Below are 23,339 nucleotides of genomic sequence, written 5' to 3'. Positions count from 1 at the left end.
CGCTGGCCAGTCTACCAAACGCGAATGGTTCTCGCTTTCGATGCGCGTGTCGAAGTGTGTCGTCCCTGCCCAGGCACCCCTGCCGTCACGTGTCAGCGCGCCGCCTCGGCCAGCCGCGCACCCAGCCATACCAGTAGCAGGCCGCCGACCAGGCTGACGCCCAGGTACAGCGGCACCATGCCGCCGCGATCGCTGCGCGCGAATACCAGGGTCTCCAGCATCAGCGAAGAAAAGGTGGTCAGCCCGCCCAGCAGCCCGACCACCAGGAACGCGCGCAACAGGGTTACGTTGCCGCCCCGCTGCTGCAGCCACACCAGCAGGTAACCTGCCGCGAAAGCGCCGATGAAGTTGGCGCTCAGCGTTCCCCACGGGAAGCCCTGGCCGAAGCGCTGCAGCATGGCGTCGCCGATGACGAAGCGCAGTGCCGAGCCCAGTGCGCCGCCGGCCATCACCAGCCCGAGCTGCTGCCACCAGCTGCCGCCCATCACTCGCCCGCCCCATCCCGCTTGGCCGCGCGCGCCTGTTCGCGCTGGGCACGCAGGCGGTCCAGTTTTTCCTTCAGCTTGATCTCCAGCCCGCGCGCCACCGGCTGGTAATAGACCTGTTCGCCCATCGCGTCCGGGAAGCCGGTCTGGTCCAGCGCGATGCCGCCTTCCATGTCATGGTCGTACTGGTAGTCCGCGCCGTAGCCGAGGTTCTTCATCAGCTTGGTCGGCGCATTGCGCAGGTGCAGCGGCACCTCCAGCGTACCGGAGGCGCGCACCTCGGCCTTGGCCTGGTTGTAGGCGGCATAGCCCGCATTGGATTTAGCCGTGCTTGCCAGGTACAGCACCAGCTGGGCGAAGGCGAGCTCGCCTTCCGGGCTGCCCAGCCGCTCGTAGATGTCCCAGGCCTCCAGCGCCATCGACTGCGCGCGTGGATCGGCCAGGCCGATGTCCTCGATCGCCATGCGGGTCAGCCGGCGGGCCAGGTAGGACGGATCGCAGCCGCCATCGAGCATCCGCGTCAGCCAGTACAGCGCCGCATCGGGATTGGAACTGCGCACGGATTTATGCAGCGCGGAAATCTGGTCGTAGAACTGCTCGCCACCCTTGTCGAAGCGGCGGGTGCGGTCGGCCAGCACCTGGGTGAGCGTCTGCGGGGTGATCCGGCCGCCTTCGTCGACGGCCAGTTCGGCGGCGATTTCCAGCAGGGTAAGCGCGCGACGGACATCACCATCGGCGGCGCTGGCGATCTGCAGCAGCAGCGCGTCGTCCACCTGCACGCCCTCCGCGCCCAGCCCGCGTTCGCTGTCGGCCAACGCGCGCTGCAATGCTTCGACGATGTCCTGCGGCGATACCCCTTCCAGCACGTGCACGCGGCAGCGCGACAACAGGGCGGAGTTCAGTTCGAAGGACGGGTTTTCGGTGGTGGCACCGACGAACACGATGGTCCCGCGTTCGATGTGCGGCAGGAAGGCATCCTGCTGGGTCTTGTTGAAGCGGTGCACCTCGTCGACGAACAGCACCGTGCGCCGGCCTTCGGCAAAGCGCTGCGCCGCTTCGGCCAGCACCTGGCGTACTTCCGGCAGGCCGGACAACACGGCCGAGATCGCGCGGAACTCCGCGTCGGCATATTCGGCCAGCAGCAATGCCAGGGTGGTCTTGCCACAGCCCGGCGGACCCCACAGGATCATCGAATGCACGCGCCCGGATTCGACCGCGCGGCGCAACGCGCTCTCCGCGGCGAGCAGGCGTTTCTGCCCGACCATTTCGTCGAGGGTACGCGGCCGCATGCGCTCGGCAAGCGGCCGCAGGTGATCCCGATCCACGCTCAGCAGATCAGGGCCGGGGAATGAAGAAGTACGTTGTCTGGCCACGCGGCATTGTACCGCGCGGCCACGCGGTCATTCGCCGATGACGTCGGTACCGGCCGGCGGGGTGAAGCGGAACGTGCCGGCGGCGAAGGACGGATTGCGCTTCCAGCCGCTGAAGGCGATCACCGTGCGCTGGCCCACCGCATCGGTGATTTCCATCTTCGCCAGGCCGCTGGCGTTGAAGCCCAGCGCGGCGTACTGGAAGCTGGCTTCGGTCTCGCGCTTGGGGGTCAGCGACAGCCACTGCAGGCCATCGCGCGGCGCGGCTTCTTCGCTCAGGTCGTACTGCTGTTCCAGCAGGGCCGGATTGATCAGCGCGGTCAGCGGGCTGTTCTGTTCTTCCTTGCCCTGCGCACGCACGGTGGCCTGCTCCAGGTCCGGTTCATACATCCAGACCTTGCTGCCATCGGCCACGATCTGCTGCACGTGGGGGCGCTGGTACTCCCAGCGGAACAGGCGCGGCGCCGACAGCGCAACACGGCCACTGGTGGTTTCCTTGACCTTGCCACGGGTATCGAACACCTGCTGGCTGAACTGCCCATCCAGGCCCTTCAGGCCGGCGGTGAAGGTCTTCAGGTCATCACGCGCGCCGGCCCAAGCACTGGTCGAAACCAGGCACGCGGCGGCGAGCACGGAAGTAGCGAGGGTGCGGCGGAAGCTGGCGTGCATGCGGGTATCCAGGAAGAAACGCGGAAGGATGGAATGAAGTGTGCCCAAAGCATCCTGAATGGGCGATCCACTGCAGCGGGCGCAGGGTTCAGCCGCCGCTTTCCGCAGGGACCCGACCGTACACGATCTGCCCGCGGAAGCCGCGCCGCACCTGCTGGAACAGTTCGCGGAAGGCGGCATAGTCGCCGGGCTGGCACAGCGCATCATCGCCGCGCACCGCGTTCTGGCGCAGCCGATGGCGGGCGATGACCTGCTGGCCGTCGCGCTCCCAGCGCACTGAATACTGGCCGGCCGCGTTGCTGAACTGCTGGTCGTGCGGCACCGCGATCAGCGGCACGCCCTGTGGCAGGGCCACCCGGTAGGTTTCCTGGCGCAGGCTGGCATCGCACTGGAACGGGGTGGCATTGTCCGGCGCCGAGGTCGCCGCGTAGGCGTCACGGAACGATTCCGCACCGGGCGGATCGGGCAGCTGCATGCCGCCGACCAGGTTGAAATCCACGTAATCGGACGCGCTGAAATCAAAGGTGTAATTGAAGGGCTGCTGCAGCCCCTGCGGGTCGCCCTGCAGTTTCAGGCTGCCCTGGCCGTCGAAGCCGGATGCCGCCACCATCGAGGCCTCGGCGCGGGCGCGGTTCTGCGCATTCAACCGCGCAAACGATGCGCGCATGCCGATTTCCGCGCTGTCGCCGGGCTGCAAGCGGGTGCTGCCTTCCAGGTTGCCGGCGGCATCGAACACGAAATCGGCTTCGAAGCCCATGCCATTGCGCTGGTCGTCGTTGGCCGGCGTCCGTGCCAGCGTCGCCGGGCCGGTCAGCAGCACCGGTGCGCCGAGGTCGCCGTCGGGCAGCTGGCCAGGTCGCGCCCAGGCGCTGGTGGAATCCAGGTACAGATCGAATTCCGGCACGTAGGTGATGGCGTGGTTGAAGCGCCCCAGCGTCGGCACGGCCGGCAGGGTCGGTCCGCCGCCGGCGCCGATCAGCACCGCCGTGCTGTCGATGCCCTTGGCCGCCAGCAGCGCCTCCAGGATCACCACGTGGTCCTTGCAGTCGCCGTAGTGGTTGTCCAGCACGCTCTGCGCCGGGTTCGGTTCCAGCCCGCCGTTGCCGAGGTAAACCGCCACGTAGCGGATGTTGCGCGCCACCCAGCGGTACAGGGCATCCACCTGCCCGCGGCGGTCGGCGATGCCGTCGGTGACTTCGTCGGCCAATGCCTTCAGCTGCGGGGTCACCGTGGCGGCCTGCCCGGCCTTGAGCTGGTACGCGCGCGCCATCTGCGGCCACTCCGCGTAGGTGCTGGCCATGATGGTCGGGCTGAACTCCCACGGCGCGGCGGTCCAGTTCTGCGCCGGCAGCGGCGTGCCGCGGCGGTACGTCCAGCTCCAGTGGGCGCGCCCTGCACGCACGGTGGGCGCATCACTGCCCTGCACGCCCCTGCTCAGCACCTTCATCGACAGGCTGGCCGGCGCGCTCAGGGTGACCTGCGCGTCGTCGTACTGGTTGAACACGCTGAACGTTTCCCACAGCCCGAAATACCCCGGGAAGTACGGCTGCCGCTGGGTGCGGCGGGTGGCGTAGACCACGCGCGTGCCCGGCGCCAGGTTGGGAAACACGATCACCCGCACTTTGCGGTCGGCGTACATCGCCGCCGAGGCACTGGAGTAACTTTCCTGGGTGTAGATGCGGTCGGCCGGTACGTCACGGCGCTGCCCATCGGCGGTGAGCGTATAGGCCTCCAGCACCTCCAGCGTTTCCATTTTTTCGCTGTAGCTCAGCCGCACCTGGCTGAACTGGTCCACCGCGCTGCGGGTCTTGAGCAGGATGTCGTAGTGCTCGGCCTGGGTATTGCCGGCGTCGGCGTCAACCACGTAATCGGCGCGGTAGCGGGCGAAACTGAAGTTGTTGCTGGCCTCGGCCGGCGCCGCGCCCTGCATCGGGGGCGCGGCGGGCGTGGCGGGCACCTCAACCGCCAGGGCGGACCCGAAGGGCAGCAGCAGGGCGGCCAGCAATCCGTTGCGCAGGGGTGCCATGAGGAGGGTTCCGGTTGGTCTGTGGGAGGGCGGCGGAGCGGGATCAAAAGCGTGACGACCAACGGTCGTCACCCACCAGGTCGGGTCGCCACCCACCAGGCCGGGTCATCACCCACCGAGGCGGGTCGTCACCCACGCGGTCAGGGGCGTGCGGCATTACTTCGGCGGTGGCGGGGCCAGCACGGTGCGGTCGCCGTTGTGCTCGGGCGAGCTGACCACGCCGGCCGCTTCCATCGCCTCGATCAGGCGCGCAGCCCGGTTGTAGCCGATCTTCAGCCTGCGCTGCACGCCGGAAATCGACGCGCGGCGGGTTTCAGTCACCACCCGCAGCGCTTCGTCATACAGCGGATCGGATTCATCGGCCGACGATGCGGTTTCCGGCAGGCCGCCGGCACCGACCACCACGCCGTCGCCCATGGTCTGCACTTCGTCCAGCACGCCTTCGATATAGTCGGCCGGCCCCATCGCCTTGAGGTGTTCCACCACGCGGTGGACCTCTTCGTCGGACACGAACGCGCCGTGTACGCGGTCCGGCATCGCCGTGCCCGGCGGCAGGTACAGCATGTCGCCGTGGCCGAGCAGGGTTTCCGCGCCGGACTGGTCCAGGATGGTGCGCGAATCGATCTTCGAGCTGACCTGGAAGGCGATGCGGGTCGGGATGTTGGCCTTGATCAGGCCGGTGATCACGTCCACCGACGGTCGCTGGGTCGCCAAGATCAGGTGGATGCCGGCCGCACGGGCCTTCTGTGCCAGGCGCGCGATCAGCTCTTCGACCTTCTTGCCGACGATCATCATCATGTCGGCGAATTCGTCGATGAAGATGACCACGAACGGCAGCGTTTCCAGCGGGCGCGGGGCCTCGCCCAGTTCCGGGTTCGGCTTGAACAGCGGATCCATCAACGGCTGCCCGGCGTCCTGCGCGTCCTTGACTTTCTTGTTGAAGCCGGCCAGGTTGCGCACGCCCACCGCGCTCATCAGCTTGTAGCGGCGCTCCATCTCGGCCACGCACCAGCGCAGGCCGTTGGCGGCCTCCTTCATGTCGGTGACCACCGGCGCCAGCAGGTGCGGAATGCCCTGGTAGACGCTCAGCTCGAGCATCTTCGGGTCGATCATCAGCATCCGCAGGTCTTTCGGGCTGGCCTTGTACAGCAGGCTGAGCACCATCGCGTTGACCGCCACCGACTTGCCCGAACCGGTGGTACCGGCCACCAGCAGGTGCGGCATGCGGGCCAGGTCGGCCACGGTCGGGCGGCCGGCGATGTCCTTGCCCAGGGCAAGGGTCAGCGGGCTGGTGGCCTTGTCGTATTCCTTCGAACGCAGCAGCTCGGAGAGATAGATCATCTCGCGGGTGACGTTCGGGATTTCCAGGCCGATCACCGACTTGCCGGGGATCACATCGACCACGCGCACCGACTTGACCGACAGCCCGCGGGCGATGTCCTTGTCCAGCGTACTGATCTGGCTGACCTTGATGCCCGGCGCCGGCTCGATTTCGAAACGGGTGATCACCGGACCCGGATAGGCGCCGACCACCACCGCATCGATGCGGAAATCCTTCAGCTTGAACTCGATCTGGCGCGACAGGGTTTCCAGCGTCTCTTCGTCATAGCCCTTGGGCTGCGGCTTGGGATCGTCCAGCAGCGCCAGCGGCGGCAGGTCCGAGCCGTCACCATTGACGCCCTGGAACATCGGGATCTGGTTGTCGCGCTTGGCCCGGTCACTCTTCTCGATCACCGGTTCCGGACGCGGCTCGATCTTCACCGGCTCGCGCTTTGCGCGCACCTCGGCATCGACCTTGCGCACTTCCTGGCGCTCTTCGCGCATCACGCGCGTCTGCTTCCACTCGGTGGCCTGCTCTTTCTTCTTTTCCAGCAGCGGCGCCAGCGCCATCACGCCCTTGCCGATCCTTTCCATGACCATCAGCCACGACAGCCCGGTGGCCAGGGTGATCGAGGCCAGCAGCAGTACCAGCACGAACAGATTGGCGCCCAGCGCCCCGAAGCCGACGCTCAGCGAGGAGCCCACCAGCTTGCCCAGGATGCCACCGGCCGAGGCCACGTCGGCACTGAACAGGCGCAGGTGCAGGAAGCCGGTGCCGGCAATCAGGAAGCCGACCAGACCGACCAGCCGCAGCGCCGGGTCAAGGTCGTTCTCGCCCTTGGCCTCGCGCTTGAGGCCGAACATCGCAAACCAGGCCAGCGCGCCGAGGATCACCGGCAGCAGGAAGGCCATGTAGCCGAACAGCTGCAGCAGCACGTCGGCGATCCATGCGCCGGCGCGGCCGCCCATGTTGTTGACCGGCGCCACGATGCTGCCGGTGTGCGACCAGCCCGGGTCGGTCGCCGAATAGGTGAACAGGCTGGCCACCAGGTACAGCAGCGCCGGGGCCACGGCGATCAGACCCAGATCGCGCCACAAACGCTGCCGCGTGGGGTTTTCAGACGGAGACGGATCGCGGCGACGGGCTTTGCCTTCGCTCGATCGGCTGCGTTCGGGGACCTGCTTCGCCACCTTGGACACTACCTTTGGAATACGCTGTTAGTGGTTGATAATAAACGAAGCGCGTCGGTTTTCCGTCACCGCTGGCTGACCGCGGTACGCCATGGCCCGGCAGGCACCGTCGAAGACGGCCTGACCGGCCAGGCGCATCGCCGCGTTCCAGGCGTGCGGGTTGAAACCCCCTGCCCCTGCCATCACTCTATGGTCTGCCCCCAGCGCGCGCAAACCGTCGCCGCGCCTTGATCCCCTTACCTTTCGCGAGTCTACATGAGCACCACGCTGCCCTCCCGCCATCAGAAGCTTGTCATCCTCGGTTCCGGCCCGGCCGGCTGGACTGCCGCCGTCTACGCGGCCCGCGCCAACCTCAAGCCGGTGGTGATCACCGGGCTGCAGCAGGGCGGCCAGCTGATGACCACCACCGAGGTCGACAACTGGCCGGGCGACGCCCATGGCCTGATGGGCCCGGACCTGATGGCGCGCATGCAGGCCCACGCCGAGCGCTTCGAAACCGAAGTGATCTTCGACCACATCCACACCGCCGACCTGTCCCAGCGCCCGTTCAAGCTGATCGGCGACAGCGCCGAATACACCTGTGATGCGCTGATCATCTCCACCGGCGCGACCGCCAAGTACCTGGGCATTCCGTCCGAAGAGACCTTCAAGGGCCGCGGCGTGTCCGCCTGCGCCACCTGCGACGGCTTCTTCTACCGTGACCAGGACGTGGTGGTGGTCGGCGGCGGCAACACCGCCGTGGAAGAAGCGCTGTACCTGTCCAACATCGCCCGCAAGGTCTACCTGGTCCACCGCCGTGACACGCTGAAGGCGGAAAAGATCATGCAGGACAAGCTGTTCGCCAAGGTCGCCGCCGGCAAGATTGAAACCGTCTGGCACCACCAGGTGGACGAAGTGCTGGGCAACGACGCCGGCGTGACCGGCGTGCGGGTGAAGTCGGTGCAGGACGGCAGCACGCGCGAGATTGAAGCCCATGGCTTCTTCGTGGCGATCGGTCACCATCCGAACACCACCCTGTTCGACGGCCAGCTGGCGATGAACCACGGCTACCTGGAAATCCGTTCCGGCCTGGGCGGCAATGCCACCCAGACCTCAGTGGAAGGCGTGTTCGCCGCGGGCGACGTGGCTGACCAGCACTACCGCCAGGCGATCACCTCGGCCGGTTTCGGCTGCATGGCCGCGCTGGATGCCGAGCGCTACCTGGACGCGCAGGGCAAGGCGAGCTGAAGCACGCCGCCGCGTGAGCGTGAACAGGCCCGCCTTTGCGCCGGCCTTTTTACTGGGAGCAGCTGCGGGAGGAGTTCCTCAGCGACTGAATCGACACGCCTGGGCCGGACCAGTGCATTCGTAGTAGACGATGCCAAACGGCCCCTCCGTGCGCTCCCACGCCGGTAGATTCTTCAGCGCCACCAGGTCGTTGCCGTCGTCATGTTTCAGGAGGATTTCGCCCCGTTGCAGGTGGTAGCTGCAACCGCGCAGGAAACCGATGGTTTCGTCATCTGCGTGCGGGCGGACGATTCCCGATGCAAACCCGGTGACGGTACCGCCGACACCGCCCTGTGCAATGCCCAGCCATCGCGGGCTGCCCGGATCATCGACCAGGTAGAGACCGTGGGGCAATTCGCGGATGCTTCCCGGCAACGGGCAGTGCTCCTCCTGCGCCGCCGCAGTTCCTGCAACCCCCGTCGACAGGCACAGCAGCAGCACACCATGCGCGTATTTCATGACACGCTCCTTCATTGCGGATGGACAGTCACGAGAGTGCACCCGCGGTGCCACCGCTCGCTTGCACATACCCTGCACGAGGCCTTGCCACACGTCAGTGCGCCATTGCACATGCACGGACGTTGCGTCGTTGCGGATGTTCAACCGGTGTCGCTTCATGCCCACCTCGACAGGGCGTGCACTGATCCCCTCCCCTGTCCTCTTCGCGCGCCACGCTCTGGCCGCACCTTGTCGGCGACCTGCGGCCCAGTCCCGTCATTGCCTGCGATGCACCGCACGAGGACGCTTCATCACCCGGCTTTTGCGTTTCACGGGAGCCTGCGGGCCGTGGCCACCCGTCCATCGTCAGCGTGCGCTGCAGATGACGCGAGCATCCCCGAACCGCGTACGCACTGCACGATGTGCCGGACCGACGGAGATTTCACCCCATCGTCGTCGACCATCCGGGTGTCCCAGTAGATCGGCGCGCTCCCTGCATTTTCGCATCGCAGGGTGATCTGGGCTGGCTTGCTGTCCGGGTCAGGCAGCGTCACCGCACCATCGGTGCACTTCCAGCCGGGAGGGCACGCAGCGTTGCTTGTCTCGATGCGTCGGCCTGAATGAAGTTCGCATATTTGGGTCTGGCACGAATATCTTCCTTGAGCTCTCGATCGTCACTGCTATCGCCTGGAGGGCTGTGCCATATGTCCGTTTCTTCGGGATACAGGGCCTTCAAGTTGTAGCGAGCGGACATATGGTCCCAAGGCAGATGTGATTCAGCGTGATCGGGCGGGTCGTGGCGTCGGGCGAGCCTGACTGTCATTGAACTTCGGCTGGCAAGGTATCCATTGAGGGCCTCAGCGTACGGCGGGGTGACAAGGTCTTCCAGGATTCCGTTCATCAACTCGCGCTGAAAAACCCACGCCTTGCTGCCGTGGTTGAAGTAGAGGCCGTGGCTTGCGGACACGACTGCCAGTCCACCACTGCGTCGCTGAAGCCGGGAAAGACCGGGACCCCACTTGGCCGGCACGTAGGGAAAGTAGTGGTTATACGGCTTGCCTTGGTAAAGGGCCCGAAACTGGGTCTCACGAGGCATCCCGGAGTTCCTTGCATAGTGAAGCAGGGTGCTGCCGAGTTCCTGTTCGAGCCGCTCGTTGCTTAGGTCCTCATCGGTCAATGCTCCGGGGCCGAAATCCGCGTACACGATGCCAGCCTCCAGGTCGGCCCAACTGCGCACCGTGATGTTGACACCGCCTTCCTCGGGGTGAGCGCGGACAAAGTTATCAACATAGTCCTGGGCCTCCTTCTGAAGCATTTCGTCCAGCTTCGCATCGCGCGCCGAAGACGCTCCCGCCCACGCGCTGGAACTGCCCAGCGCACACGCCAGGCTGAACACCACTCCCCACGCCAAGTTCATTCTTCCTGCACTCATCCCACCGCTCCTTCCTGCCAGCCAGAACGGCCAGCGCCCTTCATCCAAGCTGCCAGCGAACGTGGGCCTCAGAGGTGCGCAACATCACGGCATTCGGCGAATCGATGGCGATGGACCAATGGAGCTCACGGAACGGATAACGGTTGCTCTATCCTGTCCCCATGCCGCAGATCCGCTTCCTCGAAGACCTCCAGACGCTCACTGCGTCCCAATGGGACGCCCTCCACGACGGCCGCAATCCGTTCGTCAGCCACGCCTTCCTGTCCGGCCTGGAGCAGTACGGCTGCCTGCGCGAGGACTGGGGCTGGCGTCCGCAGCACCTCACCCTGTGGGAAGGCGAAACACTGGCAGGCGCCATCCCCGGCTACCTGAAGGAGAACTCGCACGGCGAGTTCGTGTTCGACCATGCGTGGGCCAATGCCTATGCCCGTCACGGCCGCGACTACTACCCCAAGTGGCTGGGCGCGGTGCCCTACTCACCGGTCACCGGACCTCGCCTGCTGACCCGTGACCCTGTCATGCGTGCGGCCCTGCTGGCCGCGCTGGTCCAGGCCCTGCCCGGGCTCGGCGTTTCCTCCGCGCACATCAACTTCCATCGCGGACACGAGGATGGCGACTTCAGCGAGGCCTGGCTGCTGCGCGAAGACATCCAGTTCCAGTGGCAGAACCCGGGTCAGTGGCAGACGTTCGAGGACTTCCTCGGCGCGATGAACCACAAGCACCGCAAGAACATCCGCCAGGAGCGCAGCAAGGTCGCGCGGCAGGGCATCAGCCTGCGCACCGTGCATGGCGACCAGGCCACTCGTGCGGACCTGCAGGCGATGTACCGGTTCTACCTGCAGACGTTCCTGGAATACGGCAACGCCCCGGCCCTGACCGAGCCGTTCCTGCGCCATCTGGCCACCTCACTGGGGCGCGGGCTGGTGCTGTTCCTGGCCGAGCAGGACGGCGAGCCGATCGCCGGCGCGCTGTGCCTGCGCGGCGGCGACACCCTGTATGGCCGTTACTGGGGCGGTGCCACCCTGCCCGGCCTGCACTTCGAAGCCTGCTATTACCAGGGCATCGACTACTGCCTGCGCGAAGGCCTTTCACGGTTCGAACCCGGCGCGCAGGGTGAGCACAAACTGGCGCGCGGTTTCCTGCCGACGCTGGTACGCAGCCGGCATTGGATGGCCGACGCTGACTTCAGCGATGCCCTGAAGGAATGGTGCCTGCATGAGCGCGCCGATGTCGGGCGGTACCGCGAGGAACTGCTGCAGCACACGCCCTTCCGGCTGGCCGATCCGGCCGCCCCGTAACGCCCTGCCATCACGCCGCGGAACCCACGCACGCCGCCATCAGGCGGGCAAGCTGCCGGGACACGCATTCCAACGCATCGAGGCGTCGGCCCTGCGCTGCGATCGCCACGGCACGATCCCGGTAGCCCGGGCAGGACAGTACGCTCGTCACCGCCCGCTGGATATCACCCGTGGCGGGGGTCGAGGTGCCCAGGTTGATGCCGCAGCCTGCCATCACCGTCCGGGTGCCGACTTCGGACTTGTCCTCACCTTCCTCGGCAACGACCAGCGGCACCCCTGCAGCGAGTGCGTACTGCACCGTCCCATAGCCCCCATTGGTCACCACGACCGCAGCGGCGGGCAGCCAGTGGGCGAAGGGAATGAAGGGCCTTACCCTGGCATTGCGTGGCACCCGCAGTGCACCGTACTCCCTGCCCCCGGTGGTAGCGAGCACGCGCACCGGAAGATGCTCCAGCGCCCGCAGCGTGGGGCCGATCAACTGCTCCAGATCCTTGTTCGCCAGCGTGCCCTGGGACACGATAACCAGCGGCCGGCCATCGTCACTGTCCCACAACGCCTGGACCTCATCGGGTCCGCTGGTCGGGAAGGGCAGCGGCCCTGCCAGCGTGACGTGCCCGGGAAGGTCGATGCGCTGGTACTCGAAGCCCGGCGCCGAGAGCTGCACGCAGGCATCGGGATCGAGGATCATGTGATCGGTGAACAATCGATCCAGTGGCGCAGCGCCAGAGCGCAGCATCGCGGCATTGAACGCGGCATGGATGCGCTGCAGGCTCGCCGATTCCGTTTCGGTGCGCAGGTCCAGCGCGCGGAGTGCAGGCGGCAGGACGGCAGGCGGAATGCGCGGCCCGAAGAACATCGAATCGTTGGTGGAAAGCGCCAATGGCGTGACGCCGACCATGATCATGGCGGGCCGGCTGTGTTTGCGCAGCAGGGGCAGGATGCCGGTGAACAGCGAGTCGTAGACAACGGCCTGAATGCTGTGGATGTCGATGAGCGCCAGGAGCTGCGCACTTGTCACTGGAATCGAAGCCGCGAAAACATGCTCCAGGGCGAATGCCATCTGCTCATCCCCGACGGGTAATGCGTTGTACTCGGTCGTTTCAGGGCAATCCCCCGGTGCACCTTCAACCGTGACCGACGGGTCGCGATAGTGGAAGTCAGCAGCCTCGTCCAGGGCGATGAAACGGCAGCCGTCGCGCTCGACGTCGTCGCGGAACAGCGCGCCGGTCAGGAACGTCACCGCGTGTCCACTGGCCTGCAGATGCCTGGCGACGATCCGCATCGGCCCCACGTGCCCCGGCGTCGGGACTGCGCATACCAGGATGCTGGCCATTTCATTGGCCTCCAGCCGCTTCGGGCCTGCCCGGCGGCGCAGAAGGAGGGACCAGCCCGTCCGCGATGGGCAGGTTGAGCGCCATCGGTTCGGCGTGGACCTGCACCCGCCAGAGCGTGCGTCGGCTACCCGGCGTGAACCGGTCCCGGCCATGCAGGACGGCGAAATTGTCCGCGATCATCAGGTCACCGTCCTCCCACGCGTGCGCAAGGCAGCAGTCGTCTGCCAACAGATGCGAGGCCAGGTCGTCCTCGAAAGCCGTCACTTCCGACGATGCAATCCCGTGCCAGATCCGCACAGGCTCATTCAACAGCGGGGCGGACGCGGTATAGGGACCATCCAAGCGGATCACGTCTTCGCCAGGACGCAAAGCGGCTCAAGGCCTCCTTGTCGGCGAGCTTGCTGCCCACCCCACGCAGGATGACGACAGCGTGCTGGCGCACCAAGGCGCGCAACGTATCGATACCGGAGTCCATCAGCGCCTGCGCCCGGTCCGCCGCGAGCGCGATGCCGAACGGGGATAGCGGCGCTTCGCCGGTGTGCTTCTGGCTGTGCATCGGTGTGTTTCTCGTGGGAACCCGTGGAGGGTCAGCCTGCGATGAAGGCGTCCCGCAGAAACAGGGGCTGGCGCGCCACATCAGCCGTACCACTCGCCCGCGCGAAAAACGCAGGCGGAACCTATTGATCAGCGCCCGCCTGCGTCCGCTCGACACCCCTCGCGCGTGCACCTATCTTTGGACCATCATTGAATCCTGCGGGCCGGAGCATGCCTCACCACAACGACGCCGGACGATGAACCGGCACCTGCCCTGGCGGCTGGCGAGCGACCCCGCCGCCGCCTTCCCCCCCGCCGAGACCGCACTGCGCCAACCCGACGGCCTGCTGGCCATCGGCGGCGATCTTTGCCCCCAGCGGTTGCTGAACGCTTATGCGGAAGGCGCGTTCCCATGGTTCAGCCAGGGTGAGCCGATCCTGTGGTGGTCACCCGATCCGCGCACGGTGTTCGCCACCGATGTCGTGCATCTGTCGCGCAGGTTCCGCAGGCAACTGCGAGCCCTGGAATGGGACGTGACGGCCGACACCGCCTTCGGCCAGGTCATCCGCGCCTGCGCCTCGGTGCCGCGGCCCGGGCAGGACGGCACGTGGATCGGCACGGACATGATCCACGCCTACACGGAGCTGCATCGACTGGGGCACGCACACTCGGTCGAAGTATGGGAAGGGCCGGAGCTCGTTGGCGGCATCTATGGGGTGGCGCTGGGCAGCATGTTCTTCGGCGAAAGCATGTTCAGCGCCCGCAGCGGGGGCTCCAAGGCGGCCTTGGCGGTGCTGGCCAAGCTGCTCCACGACTGGGGCGCGCCGCTGATGGATGCACAGGTGCAGAACCCCCACCTGATGCGGATGGGGGCAACACAATGGCCGCGCGACCGTTTCCTTGCGCACGTGCGGCAGGCCATCCAGCGGCCGATGCTGCCCGGCAACTGGTCGGCGGCAGTGGCGCGGCTTCCGGTGCGGCATTACCTCCCCGACTGAGGGCGGACTCAGGCCGCGGCACGATCCTGGAGCACGCGGCGACGTCGGTGCGGCCACACTCTGTAGTGGCTGGGACGTCCCTCCACGTGGACCAGCCTTGCGCCCTGGTTCTCAGCCTGGTGCCGTTTCATCAGCACGGTGCGATCGCCGAGATCCACCGCCACGGCATGCCAGGGCGTCAGCCAGGCATCAACGGTGGCAGCATGTGGATGCCCAGCTTGTCGCTGCCATGCGACTGAGGATGGATGGACAGGCGGAGCGAGCGCGGGAAGCGCTGCTGCAGAAAGTCGCCCCAGGCCAAGCTGAGCTGTACGACCTGGTAGGCCCGCGCCTTGGCCTCGCGCTGGATCTGCGTTGCACTTCGACGGTCATCCGGACGCCAGTCGTCTTCGGCCATGAACCGGATGATGCCGCATAGCTGCCGCAGCCCGCCGTCCGTCCGTCCGCAGCAGCTCACTGCGGATGTCAGCCAAGGGGTGGCCGTGCCGCATCATCAAGGCAGCGCGGCGTTGTTCCGGCGTGGGCGCAGCCGTCCCATGCAGATGCTCCCCGTCAAGCAGGCAGAAGGCATCCAGATGCCGCAGCCCACGGCGGGCGATCATGTCCTTGATACCGGCCTGGTACGGGTCGATGACCGGGTCGCTGACGCCGATGGTGGGCCCGAATACATGCCCATCCGAACAGATCGTCAGGCGGGCGCCAGCAGGGTGGATCGCGGCAATGCGGGAGCACAGCCGCTCCAGTGCATCCAGCCACAACGCTTCGGCCAGGTCAGGCAGCGTTCCCAGCACCTTTCGACGGGAGGGTGATTTGGCGGGGAAGGCCGGGAGGACCATGTGCACGGCCTCCCCCGCCTGGACGAAGTCGCGTAGTCGCGCCATGAGCGGATCGGACAAGGTGGGGGTGAGGGTGAGAGTGCCTGTCCGGTCGCAGCGCTGGTGAAGAGCCAACCTCTGCGCAATATCATGGACACGCGTTTCGGCTGCGTCTCGAGGATGTCTCATTGCTCGGTTTCCCTTGCAGCGGCGTCGCGCCGGGTAGCCTCGATGAAAGGCACGTTAGCAACGAGGTGCAGGGCTCGGAATAGTTCAACCCGGCAAATCCTGACCCTGCAGACAGACAGTGGCGGGCGGCTCCGGGGAAGGGGCATATCCCGCAACAGGGTGACGGTTAACGCAAACTTTGCAAAAACGGGCGCATGTGCGTAAAATGCAGCGGCTTAGGCCCCCGTGGCCGCTCTCTGAACCGCACAGGATTACATGTCGAAAGACGACTCCATCGAGTTCGAAGGCACCGTCAGCGAGACGCTGCCGAACACGACGTTCCGCGTCCGCCTGGAAAATGGTCATGAAATCATTGCCCATATCTCCGGCCGCATGCGCAAGAACTACATCCGCATTCTGACCGGTGACCGGGTCAAGGTTGAAATGACCCCGTACGACCTGACCAAGGGCCGTATCACCTACCGCATGAAGTAAGCGGTCCGACGCTTCCGCGTCGACGAGAAAGGCCAGCCATCGAGCTGGCCTTTTGGCGTTGCTGAAGGTGTGATCCAACAGCGTCATGAGGGGTCAGGGTCCTTTCGCGCAGCGAAAGGACCCTGACCCCGTCCCCTTATACCGTGGCCGGCAACAGACGCTCCGGTTCCGGGAAGGTTTCCACCACCAGTTCGTTGTCGCGCACGTCGATGCTGACCCTGCCGCCGTTGACCAGCTTGCCGAACAGCAGCTCGTCGGCCAGCGGACGCTTGACCTTGTCCTGGATGACACGGGCCATCGGCCGTGCGCCCATCAGCGGATCGAAACCGTGCTGGGCCAGCCAGTCGCGCGCGGTCGGCGTGGCCGACAGGCTGACGTGCTTTTCCTGCAGCAGCATTTCCAGCTCGATCAGGAACTTGTCGACCACGCGCAGGATGTGCTCGAAGCCCAACGCCTGGAACTGCACCACCGCATCCAGCCGGTTGCGGAACTCCGGGGTGAAGCTGCGGCGGATGGTTTCCATCGCGTCGGTCGCGTGATCCTGCTTGGTGAAGCCGATCGAACGCCGTGACGCCTGCGCGGCACCGGCATTGGTGGTCATCACCAGCACCACGTTCTTGAAGTTGGCTTCGCGTCCGTTGGTATCGGTCAGCACGCCGCGGTCCATGACCTGAAGCAGGATGTTGAAGATATCCGGGTGCGCCTTTTCGATCTCGTCCAGCAGCAGCACGCAGTGCGGCGTCTTGACGATCTTTTCGGTCAACAGGCCACCCTGGTCGAAGCCCACGTAGCCCGGAGGCGCACCGATCAGGCGACTGATCGAATGCCCTTCCATGTACTCGGACATGTCGAAGCGGACCAGCTCGATCCCCAGCTGCAGGGCCAGCTGCTTGGTGACCTCGGTCTTGCCGACACCGGTCGGGCCGGCGAACAGGAAGTTGCCGATCGGCTTTTCCGGGTTGGCCAGGCCGGAGCGGGCCAGCTTGATCGCCGAAGACAGCGTTTCGATGGCCGGATCCTGGCCGAAGATCACCATCTTCAGGTTGCGCTCCAGGTGCTTGAGCACGTCCTTGTCGGTGGCGCTGACCTGCTTGGCCGGGATGCGCGCCATCTTGGCCACGATCGCCTCGATCTCCTCGATGTCGATCAGCTCCTTGCGCTGCCCTTCCGGCATCAGGCGCTGCCGCGCGCCGGCCTCGTCAATGACGTCGATCGCCTTGTCCGGCAACAGGCGGTCGCCGATATGCTTGACCGACAGGTCCACGGCGGCCTGCAGCGCATCATCGGCATAGGTCACGCCGTGGTGCTCTTCGTACTTCGGCTTCAGTCCCTGCAGGATCTCGTAGGTTTCGCCCACGGTCGGCTCGACGATGTCGATCTTCTGGAAGCGCCGCGCCAGCGCACGATCCTTTTCGAAGATGCCGCGGTATTCCTGGAAGGTGGTGGAGCCGATGCAGCGCAGGTCGCCGGAGGCCAGCGCCGGCTTGATCAGGTTGGAGGCATCCATGGTGCCACCGGACGCCGAACCGGCGCCGATGATGGTGTGGATCTCATCGATGAACAGCACCGCATTGGGCACCTTCTTCAGCGAGGTCAGCACGCCCTTCAGGCGCTTTTCGAAGTCGCCGCGGTACTTGGTGCCGGCCACCAGCGCGCCCAGGTCCAGCGAGTAGATGACCGCATCGGCGAGCACCTCCGGCACCGAACCTTCCACGATCCGGCGCGCCAGGCCTTCGGCGATGGCGGTCTTGCCCACGCCGGCTTCGCCGACGTACAGCGGGTTGTTCTTGCGACGGCGGCACAGCACCTGGATGGTGCGCTCGATTTCGTCGGCACGGCCCACCAGCGGGTCGATACGGCCGTTGCGGGCCTGCTCGTTGAGGTTGCTGGCGAACTCGGCCAGCGCATCGCCCTTGCCTTCGCCCTCCCCGCCTTCAGCGCGGCCCTCGGGATCGGCCGGCGAAGACGACTCGCCCTCCTCGCCCAGCTTGGCGATGCCATGGGACAGGTAATTGACCACGTCCAGCCGGGTGACGTCCTGCTGGTTGAGATAGTAGACAGCGTGCGAATCCTTCTCGCCGAAGATCGCCACCAGCACGTTGGCGCCGGTGACTTCCTTCTTGCCGGAGGACTGCACGTGGTAGACCGCGCGCTGCAACACGCGCTGGAAGCCCAGGGTGGGCTGGGTGTCGCGCCCGTCGTCTTCGGCAAGCCGCGAAACCGACGCTTCGATGGCCTGCTCCAGCTCCTGGCGCAGGCGTTCGGCGTCGGCACCGCACGCCTTCAGGACGGCCTGGGCCGAGGGGTTGTCCAGCAGCGCCAGCAACAGGTGTTCGACGGTCATGAATTCATGCCGCGCTTCCCGTGCCCGCTTGTAGCACTGGCCAATGGTGTGTTCGAGGTCTTTGCTGAACATGCTCTACTCCGGCGGCAGTTGAAGACGATATGCGGCCTGACCACACGTTTTCCATCACCCTAGCGGAACTGCCCGTTCATACGGCGTTAGCATGCCGTCGCGCGCCTGGCGAAGGTGATTCCACCATAACCTAAACCGGATCCCCGCCGGGCGCCGCCTTTCAGCCAACGCACACGCACGATGAGGCGATGGGCGGCCAGCCGCGCCGCAAACCAAGGCAGGACAGGCGCATCACCGACGCCAGCTGCGTCGTCGCCGCGACGTCCGATCGTGCCGTAGATGGAACGCACCGGACTACCACGCAGCGGTCATGACCGCCCGATCAGGCCTTTTCCATCGTGCACAGCAGCGGATGCTGGTTCATCCGGGCATATTCGTTGACCTGCGCCACTTTGGTTTCGGCCACTTCGCGGGTGAACACACCGCAGATGCCGCGGCCCCGGGTATGCACGTGGAGCATCACCTGCGTGGCCCGGTCCAGGTCCAGGTTGAAGAACTGCTGCAGCACATCGACCACGAAATCCATCGGGGTGTAGTCATCGTTCAACAGCATCACCTGGTAGAACGGCGGGGGGGCGACCTCCGGGCGGGCCGGTTCAAGCAGCACGCCGTGGTCGGAATGGGATTCGTGGGAAGTCTCGCGAGGCATCCGCTTATTATAGTGGCTGGCTTGGCCGGATTGGACGGCAAGGCGACGCGCCTTCACAATCTGCGGGACTCCCTGCACCACCTTCACAGGATTCTCATGGAAAGGACGCTTCGCTCCGCCCTGCTGCTGGCTGTCGCCGCCATGGCGGCCCCCTCCTTCGCCGCCGAGCCGGACAAGGCCATCGGACGCCATCTCGACAAGCTGGGCTACCCCTACGAGATCGACGAGGACGGCGACTATCGCATGGTGTTCGACATGGAAGGCGACCGCACCCAGCTGGTCTATGTGCGTTCGGTGGTGGAAGAATTCGGCAGCCAGCACGTGCGTGAGATCTGGTCGCCCGGCTACCAGGCCAGCACCGACCAGTTCCCGGTGGCCGTGGCCAACCGCCTGCTCGAAGATGCGCAGGATGCGAAAATGGGCGGCTGGGTGAAGCAGGACAAGATCGCGATGTTCGTGGTGAAGGTGGATGCCGATGCGTCTGCGGAAGCACTGGACGATGCCATCGAAGCGGCCACCCGGACCGCCGATGCGATGGAACTGGAACTGACCAAGCAGGACGAATACTGAAGTGAATGCTGCTGCGCCGCGCTGGGCACCCCGCGTCACCGTCGCCACCGTGGTGGTCGACGCCGGCCGGCTGTTGCTGGTCGAAGAACGCATCGATGGCGTGCTGGTGCTCAACCAGCCCGCTGGCCACCTGGAGCCGGGTGAGTCGCTGGCCGAAGCAGCACTGCGCGAGACCCTGGAAGAAACCGGCTGGGAGGTCGAACTGACCGCGTTCATCGGCACCTACCAGTGGACCGCCCCGGACGGCACCCCGTTCCTGCGCTTCAGCTATGCCGCGCGCCCGCTGCGGCACGATCCCCAGCGCCCGCTGGATACCGGGATCGAGCGCGCGCTGTGGCTGCAGCCCGGCGAACTGCTGGCTGCACGGCAGCGGCTGCGCAGCCCGCTGGTCTGGCAGGTGGTGGCCGACTTCCTCGCCGGCCAGCGCCATCCGCTCGCCCTGGTCAAGGAGGTCGCAGCATGAGCGCGCCGCGGATCATGGTCGGGGTGTCCGGCGGTGTGGACTCTTCGGTTGCTGCCTGGCGGCTGGTCCAGCAGGGCGAGCCGGTGGCCGGACTGTTCATGCAGAACTGGGCCGATGATGGCAGCGGCGAATGCCGCGCCGAGGACGATCGCCGCGATGCGGTGGCGGTGTGCGGACTGCTTGGCATCCCGTTCCACTTCCGCGATTTTTCCAGCGAATACTGGAACGGCGTGTTCGAACACTTCCTGGCCGAGTATGCGGCCGGGCGCACCCCCAATCCGGACGTGCTGTGCAACCGCGAAGTGAAGTTCAAGCACTTCCTGGACGCCGCCCGCGAGCTGGGCGCCGAGCGCATCGCCACCGGCCATTACGCGCGGATCGCCCGCGAGGGCAACCAGTGGCTGCTGTTGCGTGGCGCCGACCGCAGCAAGGACCAGAGCTATTTCCTGCACCAGCTGGGCCAGGCCCAGCTGTCGGCAACCCTGTTCCCGATCGGCGACCTGAACAAGGGCGACCTGCGCCGGATGGCGCGTGACGCCAACCTGCCCACGCACGCCAAGAAGGACTCCACCGGGATCTGCTTCATCGGCGAACGCGATTTCCGCGAGTTCCTCGGCCAGTACCTGCCCGCGCGCCAGGGGCGCATCGTCGATCCGGACGGCGCGGAGATCGCCGAGCACCCCGGGGTGTTCTACTTCACCCTGGGCCAGCGCGAGGGCCTGAACATCGGCGGCGTGCGGGGCCGTCCGGCGGCGCCGTGGTACGTGGTGGGCAAGGACGTGGCCAGCAATACGCTGTACGTGGACCAGGACCGTGAAAGCCCCTGGTTGATGTCCAACGAGCTGGTCAGTGAAAGCGCGCACTGGATCGCCGGTGCGCCGCCCGCCGCCCGCTTCGAGTGCACCGCGCAGACCCGCTACCGCCAGCCCGATGAGGCCTGTACGGTGCAGGTGCGCGATGATGGCAGCCTGCACGTCCACTTCCCCACTCCCCAGCGGGCGGTCACTCCCGGCCAGTCGCTGGTGCTGTACCAGGGCGATGTCTGCCTCGGTGGTGCGGTGATCGCCGCCACCGACGCGCCGCTCGAACAGCGGCTGCGCCCTACTCCTTCTCCTTTCGAGGTATCTGCTGCATGAGTTTCACTGTCGACGACCGCGTACTGGCCCTGGCCGGCATAGCCCAGGCCCTGCAACAGGTCCGCCGCATCGCCGATACCGGCCACTCCGATGCCGGTGCGGTCCGCACCGCCATGGACAGCGTGTTCCGCATCGACGCCGCATCACCGCAGGACGTCTATGGCGACCGCGAGTCGCTCAAGCCAGGCCTGCGCCTGCTGCACAACTACTTCCGCAACCAGGGCCAGGACCCCATCCTGCCCAAGCTGGCGCTGGCGGTGCTGCAGCTGGAGCGCCGCTTCGTGCGCGAGCCGGACACCATCGCCAAGGTCACCGCCGGCATCGAGCGCGCCAGCCGCCAGGGCCGCGAGCTGGGCGACAGCGGGCATCCGGACGTGCTGGCCACGCTGGGCGGCGTGTATGCCGACACCATCAGCCACCTGAAGCCGCGGGTCATGGTGCAGGGCAACCCGCATTACCTGGGCCAGGCCGGGGTGGTGGCCGAAATCCGCGCGCTGCTGCTGGCGGCGGTACGCTCGGCGGTGCTGTGGCGCCAGTTGGGCGGCAGCTACTGGGACTTCCTGCTGGCACGCAAGGCCATGGTGGAAGCGGTGGACCGCGCGCTGCGCTGAGTGGCTTGGCGCGCGCAGCGGCGAACCAGGCGCGCGCATGCAACATCGGCGTTAAAGAGAAACCGGGTACGGCCGATACTGCATTTGTGACTCTCCCGGGAACGTCCATGTACTCTCGCACCATCATCCGTCTGGCCGCACCGTTGGTGCTGACCCTGCTTCTGCCCCTCGCCTTTGCTCTGGAGTGGCCTGCGGCCCTGCGCTGGGCGATCCTTACCACGATGACGCTGAGCTGGCTCGGCCACGCCTGGTGGAGCACCCGTGCTCCGGCCGGGCGTTCGCCGGAACAGGCCCGCATCCTGCGCGAGCAGGACCAGCTGCTGACCGAACTGCGCAACTTCGTCAGCAATGAAATCGACGGCTCGCGCAGCGAAGTCGAGCGCGCCCGCGACCTGATCCGCCAGGCCGTATCCGGCCTGGGTGGCAGCTTCGAGGCGATGAACCGCAAGTCGCGCCAGCAGAGCCAGGCACTGGCCCGCATCGTCGACCGCACCGGTGAAGATGGGTCGGCCGGGCTGGACGTGGCCCGCTTCGCCCAGCACGCCAGCCACCAGATGGAACAGCTGGTGGAAGCGCTGGAACAGGTCAGCGGCCAGAGCAGCAACACCGTGCAGCACATCGACCAGATGGCACAGCACCTGGATGGCATCTTCGCGCTGCTGGAAGACGTCAAGTCGATCGCCGACCAGACCAACCTGCTGGCACTGAACGCGGCCATCGAAGCGGCGCGTGCCGGTGAAGCCGGTCGCGGCTTTGCCGTGGTGGCCGACGAGGTGCGCAACCTGTCCGAGCGTTCGACCACCTTCAACGAGCAGATCCGCAAGCTCGCCCACAGCTCCAAGGACGCCATCGCCAAGGTCCGCGAAACGGTCACCCACATGGCTTCGCGTGACATGGACCGCTCCCGCGAGGCACGCATGGAAGCCGCTTCGATGGTCGACAACGTGGCGCAGATCAATGCCTCGCTGGGCGATGGCATGCGCGAAGTGTCCGAATGCGCCCGCTCGATCGACGGCAGCGTGGCCGAAGCCGTGCGCGCCCTGCAGTTCGAAGACATTGCCACCCAGGCGCTCGGCGGGGTGCACGTCCACCTGGACCGCCTGACCTCGATCAACCGCGAAGCGCTGGCGCTGCAGGAACTGCTGCATCGCCATGACGGTGCGGCCGACGAGGAGATGGTCACCGCGCTGGCGCGCACCGGCAATCGCCTGCGTGACCTGCGCAGCGAATGGGAGCGCCCGCCGCACAAGCCGGTCACCCAGCAGAGCATGGGTGCCGGAACGGTGGAACTGTTCTGATCCCGCGTGGTGCTTGATCCATCAGGTCAACCGCAGAGCCCCGGCAGTGCCGGGGCTTTGTCGTGCCCGGGCCCGGGCACGGAGCTTTCCCGGGCTCCAGCTGCGGCGCCAGCGGCCAGGACCGTGCGCCAGCAGCTGCAGCAGCTGGAAGCGATGGCACAGGGAGAGCTGGCGCAGCTGGAGCAGATGGCGGCCAGGCAGGCCGCTGCGCGTCACAGTGCCGAACAGGCCAGCCTGGGCTGGGACCTGGGACTGGATGCGAGGGACCTGTGGCCTGCCGCCGGTGCGCCCGCTACGGCAGCACCGCCGCGCTGACACGCGCTGGATGCTGCCTGGGGCGGCAGCGTTTGATCCGCT

Annotated in this window: 24 protein-coding genes; 10 read left to right on the top strand and 14 right to left on the bottom strand. The window is 66.4% G+C overall.

The features are described 5' to 3' along the window. Nucleotides 1–92 precede the first annotated feature (92 nt). The 5 genes from crcB to QE373_RS08400 form a co-directional block, all read right to left on the bottom strand. Nucleotides 93–485, bottom strand: coding sequence for a fluoride efflux transporter CrcB (crcB, locus tag QE373_RS08420; protein WP_057507251.1), 393 nt, complete (start codon nt 483–485; stop codon nt 93–95). Next, nucleotides 485–1,774, bottom strand: a complete 1,290-nt coding sequence (locus QE373_RS08415; protein ID WP_245625262.1) for a replication-associated recombination protein A — start codon at nt 1,772–1,774, stop codon at nt 485–487. Before QE373_RS08415 ends, crcB begins: the two co-directional genes overlap by 1 nt. 111 nt (nt 1,775–1,885) lie before the next feature. Further along, nucleotides 1,886–2,524, bottom strand: a complete 639-nt coding sequence (gene lolA / locus QE373_RS08410; RefSeq protein WP_309685437.1) for an outer membrane lipoprotein chaperone LolA — start codon at nt 2,522–2,524, stop codon at nt 1,886–1,888. Nucleotides 2,525–2,612: 88 nt separating this feature from the next. After that, the gene (locus QE373_RS08405) at nt 2,613–4,550 is read right to left on the bottom strand and encodes a DUF3857 domain-containing protein (RefSeq protein ID WP_309685435.1); all 1,938 of its coding nucleotides are present in this window, start codon (nt 4,548–4,550) and stop codon (nt 2,613–2,615) included. Between the two features lie 156 nt (nt 4,551–4,706). Further along, a complete protein-coding gene (locus QE373_RS08400; protein ID WP_309685434.1) occupies nt 4,707–7,061 on the bottom strand; it encodes a DNA translocase FtsK 4TM domain-containing protein in 2,355 nt (784 codons plus the stop codon). Nucleotides 7,062–7,316: 255 nt separating this feature from the next. On the opposite strand from QE373_RS08400, the gene trxB reads away from it, so the two are divergent. Next, the gene (trxB, locus tag QE373_RS08395; protein WP_309685432.1) at nt 7,317–8,288 is read left to right on the top strand and encodes a thioredoxin-disulfide reductase; all 972 of its coding nucleotides are present in this window, start codon (nt 7,317–7,319) and stop codon (nt 8,286–8,288) included. 78 nt (nt 8,289–8,366) lie between these two features. On the opposite strand, the gene QE373_RS08390 is transcribed toward trxB, so the two are convergent. Both QE373_RS08390 and QE373_RS08385 read right to left on the bottom strand, forming a co-directional pair. Continuing rightward, nucleotides 8,367–8,786 (bottom strand): DUF3757 domain-containing protein, encoded by a 420-nt coding sequence (locus QE373_RS08390; RefSeq protein WP_309685431.1) that lies wholly within the window; start codon nt 8,784–8,786, stop codon nt 8,367–8,369. Between the two features lie 529 nt (nt 8,787–9,315). After that, a complete protein-coding gene (locus tag QE373_RS08385; protein ID WP_309685429.1) occupies nt 9,316–10,197 on the bottom strand; it encodes a hypothetical protein in 882 nt (293 codons plus the stop codon). 161 nt (nt 10,198–10,358) lie between these two features. Here QE373_RS08385 and QE373_RS08380 point away from each other — a divergent pair, with 161 nt between their 5' ends. Continuing rightward, complete coding sequence (locus QE373_RS08380; RefSeq protein ID WP_309685428.1) at nt 10,359–11,495, top strand: GNAT family N-acetyltransferase; 1,137 nt, start codon at nt 10,359–10,361, stop codon at nt 11,493–11,495. A 10-nt stretch (nt 11,496–11,505) separates the two neighbouring features. Here the strand turns inward: QE373_RS08380 and QE373_RS08375 are convergent, their stop codons facing one another. The 3 genes from QE373_RS08375 to QE373_RS08365 are packed head-to-tail and all read right to left on the bottom strand — an operon-like array spanning nt 11,506 to nt 13,385. Beyond that, on the bottom strand, nt 11,506–12,828 hold the full coding sequence (locus tag QE373_RS08375) for a nucleotide disphospho-sugar-binding domain-containing protein (protein ID WP_309685426.1): 1,323 nt from the start codon (nt 12,826–12,828) through the stop codon (nt 11,506–11,508). Between the two features lies 1 nt (nt 12,829). Further along, complete coding sequence (locus QE373_RS08370) at nt 12,830–13,126, bottom strand: TauD/TfdA family dioxygenase (RefSeq protein WP_309685424.1); 297 nt, start codon at nt 13,124–13,126, stop codon at nt 12,830–12,832. Between the two features lie 4 nt (nt 13,127–13,130). Next, the gene (locus tag QE373_RS08365; RefSeq protein WP_309685421.1) at nt 13,131–13,385 is read right to left on the bottom strand and encodes a hypothetical protein; all 255 of its coding nucleotides are present in this window, start codon (nt 13,383–13,385) and stop codon (nt 13,131–13,133) included. A 235-nt stretch (nt 13,386–13,620) separates the two neighbouring features. Between QE373_RS08365 and aat the strand changes: the two genes are divergently transcribed. Then, nucleotides 13,621–14,361 carry a leucyl/phenylalanyl-tRNA--protein transferase gene (gene aat, locus QE373_RS08360; RefSeq protein ID WP_309689656.1) on the top strand — a complete coding sequence of 247 codons (741 nt, stop codon included), beginning with the start codon at nt 13,621–13,623 and terminating at the stop codon, nt 14,359–14,361. A gap of 178 nt (nt 14,362–14,539) precedes the next feature. On the opposite strand, the gene QE373_RS08355 is transcribed toward aat, so the two are convergent. Continuing rightward, on the bottom strand, nt 14,540–14,758 hold the full coding sequence (locus QE373_RS08355; protein WP_309685419.1) for an L-tyrosine/L-tryptophan isonitrile synthase family protein: 219 nt from the start codon (nt 14,756–14,758) through the stop codon (nt 14,540–14,542). Next, a complete protein-coding gene (locus QE373_RS08350) occupies nt 14,730–15,257 on the bottom strand; it encodes an L-tyrosine/L-tryptophan isonitrile synthase family protein (RefSeq protein ID WP_309685416.1) in 528 nt (175 codons plus the stop codon). The genes QE373_RS08355 and QE373_RS08350 overlap by 29 nt, the downstream gene beginning before the upstream one ends. Nucleotides 15,258–15,620: 363 nt before the next feature. Between QE373_RS08350 and infA the strand changes: the two genes are divergently transcribed. Then, entirely contained in the window at nt 15,621–15,839 is a 219-nt protein-coding gene (gene infA / locus QE373_RS08345; RefSeq protein ID WP_005409596.1) for a translation initiation factor IF-1, read from the top strand. Nucleotides 15,840–15,975: 136 nt separating this feature from the next. Here the strand turns inward: infA and clpA are convergent, their stop codons facing one another. Together clpA and clpS are read right to left on the bottom strand one after the other, a co-directional pair. After that, nucleotides 15,976–18,255 (bottom strand): ATP-dependent Clp protease ATP-binding subunit ClpA, encoded by a 2,280-nt coding sequence (clpA, locus tag QE373_RS08340; RefSeq protein WP_057507262.1) that lies wholly within the window; start codon nt 18,253–18,255, stop codon nt 15,976–15,978. 322 nt (nt 18,256–18,577) lie between these two features. After that, nucleotides 18,578–18,904, bottom strand: coding sequence for an ATP-dependent Clp protease adapter ClpS (gene clpS, locus QE373_RS08335; RefSeq protein WP_057507263.1), 327 nt, complete (start codon nt 18,902–18,904; stop codon nt 18,578–18,580). Nucleotides 18,905–19,000: 96 nt separating this feature from the next. On the opposite strand from clpS, the gene QE373_RS08330 reads away from it, so the two are divergent. The 6 genes from QE373_RS08330 to QE373_RS08305 all read left to right on the top strand — a co-directional run bounded on the left by QE373_RS08330 (nt 19,001) and on the right by QE373_RS08305 (nt 23,297). Then, nucleotides 19,001–19,474, top strand: coding sequence for a hypothetical protein (locus tag QE373_RS08330; RefSeq protein WP_309685413.1), 474 nt, complete (start codon nt 19,001–19,003; stop codon nt 19,472–19,474). A 1-nt stretch (nt 19,475) separates the two neighbouring features. Beyond that, a complete protein-coding gene (locus tag QE373_RS08325; protein WP_309685411.1) occupies nt 19,476–19,937 on the top strand; it encodes an NUDIX hydrolase in 462 nt (153 codons plus the stop codon). After that, nucleotides 19,934–21,073 carry a tRNA 2-thiouridine(34) synthase MnmA gene (gene mnmA, locus QE373_RS08320; protein WP_309685409.1) on the top strand — a complete coding sequence of 380 codons (1,140 nt, stop codon included), beginning with the start codon at nt 19,934–19,936 and terminating at the stop codon, nt 21,071–21,073. The genes QE373_RS08325 and mnmA overlap by 4 nt, the downstream gene beginning before the upstream one ends. Next, entirely contained in the window at nt 21,070–21,684 is a 615-nt protein-coding gene (gene hflD, locus QE373_RS08315) for a high frequency lysogenization protein HflD (protein WP_057507267.1), read from the top strand. The genes mnmA and hflD overlap by 4 nt, the downstream gene beginning before the upstream one ends. A 107-nt stretch (nt 21,685–21,791) precedes the next feature. Beyond that, a complete protein-coding gene (locus QE373_RS08310) occupies nt 21,792–22,982 on the top strand; it encodes a methyl-accepting chemotaxis protein (protein ID WP_057507268.1) in 1,191 nt (396 codons plus the stop codon). 123 nt (nt 22,983–23,105) lie between these two features. Then, on the top strand, nt 23,106–23,297 hold the full coding sequence (locus QE373_RS08305; protein WP_309685406.1) for a hypothetical protein: 192 nt from the start codon (nt 23,106–23,108) through the stop codon (nt 23,295–23,297). Nucleotides 23,298–23,339: the final 42 nt, after the last annotated feature.

This window comes from Stenotrophomonas sp. SORGH_AS_0321 (assembly GCF_031453215.1).
Classification (GTDB): domain Bacteria; phylum Pseudomonadota; class Gammaproteobacteria; order Xanthomonadales; family Xanthomonadaceae; genus Stenotrophomonas; species Stenotrophomonas chelatiphaga.
This window is presented reverse-complemented; position numbering and strand designations above follow the sequence as displayed.

What these genes read in the sequence shown, in the direction of transcription:
- crcB (WP_057507251.1), bottom strand. Translation starts at nt 485, where the DNA reads ATGGGCGGCAGCTGGTGGCAGCAGCTCGGGCTGGTGATGGCCGGCGGC.
- QE373_RS08415 (WP_245625262.1), bottom strand. Translation starts at nt 1,774, where the DNA reads ATGCGGCCGCGTACCCTCGACGAAATGGTCGGGCAGAAACGCCTGCTC.
- lolA (WP_309685437.1), bottom strand. Translation starts at nt 2,524, where the DNA reads ATGCACGCCAGCTTCCGCCGCACCCTCGCTACTTCCGTGCTCGCCGCC.
- QE373_RS08405 (WP_309685435.1), bottom strand. Translation starts at nt 4,550, where the DNA reads ATGGCACCCCTGCGCAACGGATTGCTGGCCGCCCTGCTGCTGCCCTTC.
- trxB (WP_309685432.1), top strand. Translation starts at nt 7,317, where the DNA reads ATGAGCACCACGCTGCCCTCCCGCCATCAGAAGCTTGTCATCCTCGGT.
- QE373_RS08390 (WP_309685431.1), bottom strand. Translation starts at nt 8,786, where the DNA reads ATGAAATACGCGCATGGTGTGCTGCTGCTGTGCCTGTCGACGGGGGTT.
- QE373_RS08385 (WP_309685429.1), bottom strand. Translation starts at nt 10,197, where the DNA reads ATGAGTGCAGGAAGAATGAACTTGGCGTGGGGAGTGGTGTTCAGCCTG.
- QE373_RS08380 (WP_309685428.1), top strand. Translation starts at nt 10,359, where the DNA reads ATGCCGCAGATCCGCTTCCTCGAAGACCTCCAGACGCTCACTGCGTCC.
- QE373_RS08375 (WP_309685426.1), bottom strand. Translation starts at nt 12,828, where the DNA reads ATGGCCAGCATCCTGGTATGCGCAGTCCCGACGCCGGGGCACGTGGGG.
- QE373_RS08365 (WP_309685421.1), bottom strand. Translation starts at nt 13,385, where the DNA reads ATGCACAGCCAGAAGCACACCGGCGAAGCGCCGCTATCCCCGTTCGGC.
- aat (WP_309689656.1), top strand. Translation starts at nt 13,621, where the DNA reads ATGAACCGGCACCTGCCCTGGCGGCTGGCGAGCGACCCCGCCGCCGCC.
- QE373_RS08355 (WP_309685419.1), bottom strand. Translation starts at nt 14,758, where the DNA reads ATGGCCGAAGACGACTGGCGTCCGGATGACCGTCGAAGTGCAACGCAG.
- infA (WP_005409596.1), top strand. Translation starts at nt 15,621, where the DNA reads ATGTCGAAAGACGACTCCATCGAGTTCGAAGGCACCGTCAGCGAGACG.
- clpA (WP_057507262.1), bottom strand. Translation starts at nt 18,255, where the DNA reads ATGTTCAGCAAAGACCTCGAACACACCATTGGCCAGTGCTACAAGCGG.
- clpS (WP_057507263.1), bottom strand. Translation starts at nt 18,904, where the DNA reads ATGCCTCGCGAGACTTCCCACGAATCCCATTCCGACCACGGCGTGCTG.
- QE373_RS08330 (WP_309685413.1), top strand. Translation starts at nt 19,001, where the DNA reads ATGGAAAGGACGCTTCGCTCCGCCCTGCTGCTGGCTGTCGCCGCCATG.
- mnmA (WP_309685409.1), top strand. Translation starts at nt 19,934, where the DNA reads ATGAGCGCGCCGCGGATCATGGTCGGGGTGTCCGGCGGTGTGGACTCT.
- hflD (WP_057507267.1), top strand. Translation starts at nt 21,070, where the DNA reads ATGAGTTTCACTGTCGACGACCGCGTACTGGCCCTGGCCGGCATAGCC.
- QE373_RS08310 (WP_057507268.1), top strand. Translation starts at nt 21,792, where the DNA reads ATGTACTCTCGCACCATCATCCGTCTGGCCGCACCGTTGGTGCTGACC.